Consider the following 4,974-nt stretch of genomic DNA (forward strand, 5'->3'; position numbering starts at 1 on the left):
CGAGGAACTGCGCGCGGGGGAACGGCAGCACGTGCAACTGGCTGACGTGCCCCGATCCCACGCCGGTCCGCCTTCCGTACTCGCGCAGTTCCTCGCGCCCCCGGGGTGACCACCTTCGGGGGCGTGGCCACGTCCGTCAGCCCGGGAGGGGAAGGGTCTCCGCGTACGCGCCGGGGTGGAGCCCGCCCGGGGGGATGACGGCCAGCGCGTCGGCCAGCGCCAGCCCCCGGAGCATGGCGGGCCCGTCGAACGGCAGCGGCCGCAGGCCCGCCTCGGTGCGCACCACCGGCAGCAGCCGGGTGTCCGACGGGTGCCCGGGCAGCGCCGCGGCGAGCGGTTCGCGACGGGACGGGACGGCGGGCCGTCCGGAGCGGGCGTGCAGCAGTGGGAGGGCGAGGGTGAGCAGCCCGGCCACCGCCGCGAGCGGGTTGCCGGGCAGGCCGACCAGGTGGCGGCCGCCGGGGAGGGCGGCCAGCAGCATGGGGTGGCCGGGCCGGACGGCCACGCCGTCGACGATCAGGTGGGCGCCGACCGCGGCCAGCGCCCCGTGCAGGAAGTCCACCGGCCCGGCCGCCGTCCCGCCGGTGGTGACGACCAGGTCGGCGGGCGAGTGCCGGACGGCGTCCCGCAGCAGTGCGAGGTCGTCCCCGACGCGGCGGCAGCCGGTCAGCTCGGCGCCCGCGGCGGCCAGCCACGGCGGCAGCAGCGGCCCGAGCGCGTCCCGGACCATCCCGGGCCGGGGCAGCCCCTCGTCCAGCAGTTCGTCGCCGAGCAGCAGCAGTTCGACGGTCGGGCGCCGGTGCACCGCCAGTCCGTCGTACCCGCCGGCCGCCGCCAGCCCGAGCACCGCCGGGGTGACCGCGGTACCGGCCGGCAGCAGCGTTTCACCGAGGCGGCACTCCTGCCCGCGCGGCCGGACGTCCTGACCCGGCGTCACCGGGCCGAGTCCGTACAGCTGGCCGCCCTCGGCCCGGCCGTGCTCGCGCCGCAGGACGCCGGTGGCGCCGGGCGGGAGCTGGGCACCGGTGGCGATCTCGACCGCCGCGCCGTCGGCCAGCGGGGCGCAGGTGCCGCCGGCCAGCAGACGGCCCGTCAGCCGCCAGGGGCCGGGGCCGGCCACCGCCCAGCCGTCCATCGCGGAGGTGTCGAAGGCGGGCAGGTCGGTGAGCGCCGCGAGCGGCTCGGCCAGGGTGCGGCCGAGGGCCGATCGCAGCGGCAGCCGCTCGGCCGCGGTGGGCCCGTCGGCGGCCGCCCGGGCCGCGGCGCGGGCCTCGGGCCAGGCGCAGTGGTCCAGGGTCGGGGGCGGGGCCGCGGCGCCGACCGCCACCCCGTCCGGCAGGTCGAAGACGTCCTCCGCCGGAGCGGGCCCCGGCCGACCGTCCCGGGTGCGGGCACCGTCACCGGGCACCGCGCCACCCTCCGACCGACCGTCCCCCGCACCTGCGCCGACACCGACACCGCCACCGCCACCGCCACCGGACGCCACGTCACCCTCCGCCCCGGCGGCCGCCGGGGTGTCCCCCGGCGGGTCGAACGGTCCGGCGGGCCGTCCCGCCGCGGCCTCGGGGGCGACGGCGGTCACGGCTGCCGCTCCTGCTCCGCGGCCCAGCGCTCGGCGAGGGCGGCGGTGCGGGCCCGGGCCTCCTCGACGGCCCCGGGGCCGCCGCCCCGCGCGGCGGCGGCGTAGCCGACCAGGAAGGCGGTCAGCGGGGCGGCCGGGCGGGCCACGCCGTGGGCCACCACCCGGGCGAGGTCGAGCAGCCCCGCGGTGTCCACCGCCAGGTCGATGCCCAGCTCGGCGGCGGCTTCGGCGATCCAGTCATCCAGCGTGCGCTCCATGGCCCCATGCTGCCCGATCCACCCGCCCGTCCCGGTTCCGCCCCGTGACCCCCGCGAGTCGATTCGCTCACCCGGCCGACCGCCGCGCGGTGAGGGGGCGTCAGCCCGGCCCGGGTGCCCGCAGCCGCCGCTCGGCGCGGGCCAGGTCGTCCCAGGTGTCGCAGTCCAGCGCGGTGGCGTCCGGATCGGGCAGGCGGTGCAGCCGGAGCGGTCCGAGCAGGTGGCGGAGCGGGAGTCCCGCCGGGGGGCCGAGCTCGTCGAGGCGGGCGCGCAGCGCGGCCGTCCGGTAGGCCCCGGCGAGCGGCTGGTCCCGGCCGTCGGCGTCGACGAGCAGGGCGCCGTCGTGGCCGGAGAGGCCGTCCAGCAGACGGGCGACCGCGGCCCGGTCGAGGAACGGCAGGTCGGCCGCGAGCAGCAGCACCACCTCGGCGGTGACCTCGGCGAGCCCGGCCGCGACCCCGGCCACCGGTCCGCCGCCGGGTGGCTCCTCGCGGCACCACCGGAGGCCGCCGCGCTCGGTCGGCCGCTCGGGGCCGACCACCACGGTGGCCGCCGCGTCGGGGCAGGCGGCCAGCACCCGGTCGAGCAGGGTGCGCCCGCCGACCCGGAGGGCGGGCTTGTCCGCACCGTCGAGCCGCCGGGCGGCGCCGCCGGCCAGCACCAGCGCGTCATGGACCATCGGACGGACCGTCATGCGGCCAGTATCGGCCCGGGGGACGGCTCGGCGGGACGGCTCCGGTGAACGGCCCCGCTGGACGGCCCCGCGCTCAGGGGTCCTCGACGATCTCCGCGTCCACGATCCCGTTCTCGTGACCGTTCTCGTGACCGCCCTGCTCGACCACCGACGCGACCGCCTGCGCGTACGCCGCCACGTTGGCCGCCGCGCTGAGCTCCAGCAGGGCCGGCTGGGTGAGCCCGCCGTAGCGCTCGTTGACGGCTGCGGCCAGCGCCTCGGCGTCCTCCCGGTGCTCGGCGAAGGCGGCGTCGAAGTCCCGCAGGTAGGCGTTGGTGAAGGCGAGCACCCGGGAGGCGTCGTCGTCCGCGCCGGGCGCCCGGTGGCCGGCGATCACCCGGTCCGCGCCGAGCTCGGCGATCCTGGCCAGGTTGGCCCGCCACTCCTCGCGCTGGACGGGGTCGGTGTCGGCGGTCCAGACGTGGGTGCCGTTGTAGACGAAGTCCCCGGCGACCACCGTGCGGATGCCCGGGACGTGCACCACGGTGGAGCCCTCGCAGTCGGCCTGGCCGAGGCCGAGCACCCGGATCAGCTGACGGTCGATCATCAGCGGCTGGGGCAGCAGCGGGGCGGGCAGCAGCGGGGCGTCGGGGATGTCGTCCCCGTAGACCGGCTTCCACTGGGCCACCTTGGCGGCGACGGTGGCGGCGATCCCGGCCACCACCGGCGGTGCGGCCAGCAGCTGGGCCCGGGGGAAGAGCCGGAGCACCTCCTCCGCGCCGAAGTAGTGGTCGGGGTGGTGGTGGGTGATCACCACGGCCAGCAGCTGCCTGCCCTTGCCGGCCACCCACTCGGCCAGCTCGCGTCCGGCGCCGCGGGTGAGCTGCGCGTCGACCAGGATGGCGGTCCGCTCGCCCATGATCAGGCTGGAGGTGGCGAAGAACGCGGTCTCGGGGCCGGTGAAGACCTCGACCGTCAGCGCGGCCGGCGGCGGGCCCTGCTCGGCCGAGAGTCCGGACGCCCCGGCCGGCTCCGGCACTTCCGGGTATTCGGACTGGTCCGGCGTCACATCGGCTCCCTGGTCGGCGTGGTGGGTCGTCTCCGGACCCCGTACGGCCAGCTTGGGAGGTAGCCGGGGCTTTCGCCGAGTAGGCACGCCCAGGTGAGTGATCGAACACATGCCGGAGGCCCGCCCCGACGCACTGTCAGGACGGGCCTCCGGCGGACACCGCTGCTACTTCTTGCCCTTGCCGGTGAGCTTCTGCACCCGGGAGCCGATGCCCCAGGCGGTGACCCGCCAGAGCGCCTCGACCACGATGTTGCGGCTCATCTTGGAGGCGCCGAGCTCGCGCTCGACGAAGGTGATCGGCACCTCGCTGACCTTGTAGCCGGCCTTGACGGTGCGCCAGGCCAGGTCGACCTGGAAGCAGTACCCGGCCGAGGCGACCTGGTCCATGCCGAGACCCTCCAGGGTCTCCTTGCGGAAGGCGCGGTAGCCGCCGGTGACGTCCTTGATCGGCACGCCGAGCATCAGGCGGGAGTAGGTCGAGCCGCCGCGCGAGAGCATCAGGCGGGACTTCGGCCAGTTGACGACCTTGCCGCCGGGCACCCAGCGGGAGCCGAGCACCAGGTCGGAGTTGCGCAGCGCGGTGAGCAGGCGGTGCAGCTCCTCCGGCTGGTGCGAACCGTCGGCGTCCATCTCGACGAGGACGTCGTAGCCGTTGTCGATGCCCCAGCGGAAGCCCGCGAGGTAGGCGGCCCCGAGGCCCTCCTTGCCCTTGCGGTGCATCACCTTGATGTGGTCGTCGTCGGCGGCGAGCTTGTCGGCGATGTCGCCGGTGCCGTCAGGGCTGTTGTCGTCCGCGACCAGGACGTGGACCTCGGGGACGGCGGCGCGGACTCGGGAGGTGATCCGCTCGACGTTCTCGGCCTCGTTGTAGGTCGGGATGATTACGAGCACCTTGCCGAGGTCGGCGAAGGTGCTCTCCTGGTCAGCGGCGGTCACGTCTGAGCCTTTCGGAATGCAGCGGGGGGAGAGCGGCAGCGAGCCCGCGCGTCCGACGATGCCAGGACGGCTGAGCACGTGCTGGTGCAGGGCCCACAGAAGAAGACGTCTGAGAATGCGCATGCTACCCCGGGCCGGTGCGTGCTCCATCCTCCGGGCCGCCCACGGACTCGGTGCGGAGGCCGCGAACGGGTAGTCTCCTGCTCATCCTGAACACCCGTGGGTCGCGAAGCAAACCGTTCGCTCGCGCCCGGCCGGGCCGCCCGCCACGTCTCCTCTCACGTCGGAGGGCAACCGCCGCAGCCGGAGCCCTGCCCGCGCAGGTGTCGACCGAACAGTGTGGAGTGGCCAGTCCGATGCGGGACCTGAAGCAGCTGGTGAAGGCGTACGACGTCCGGGGTGTGGTGCCGGACCAGTGGGACGAGGTGCTGTCGCGGGCGTTCGGTGCGGCGTTCGT

At 76.2% G+C, this 4,974-nt stretch carries 3 protein-coding genes and 1 pseudogene; all 4 read right to left on the reverse strand.

Annotated features, from left to right (window positions below; all coding sequences use genetic code 11):
- Positions 1-136: 136 nt before the first annotated feature.
- Positions 137-1,327: a molybdopterin molybdotransferase MoeA gene (locus tag ACWEPF_RS39470; RefSeq protein WP_452176467.1), complete on the reverse strand. Its 1,191-nt coding sequence runs from the start codon at positions 1,325-1,327 to the stop codon at positions 137-139.
- Positions 1,328-1,578: 251 nt separating this feature from the next.
- Positions 1,579-2,533: pseudogene (locus tag ACWEPF_RS39475) on the reverse strand (NTP transferase domain-containing protein).
- 73 nt (positions 2,534-2,606) lie between these two features.
- The gene (locus tag ACWEPF_RS39480) at positions 2,607-3,581 is read right to left on the reverse strand and encodes an MBL fold metallo-hydrolase (RefSeq protein WP_452176465.1); all 975 of its coding nucleotides are present in this window, start codon (positions 3,579-3,581) and stop codon (positions 2,607-2,609) included.
- Positions 3,582-3,746: 165 nt separating this feature from the next.
- Positions 3,747-4,517, reverse strand: coding sequence for a polyprenol monophosphomannose synthase (locus tag ACWEPF_RS39485; protein ID WP_452176466.1), 771 nt, complete (start codon positions 4,515-4,517; stop codon positions 3,747-3,749).
- Positions 4,518-4,974: the final 457 nt, after the last annotated feature.

This window comes from Kitasatospora sp. NPDC004289 (assembly GCF_053602875.1).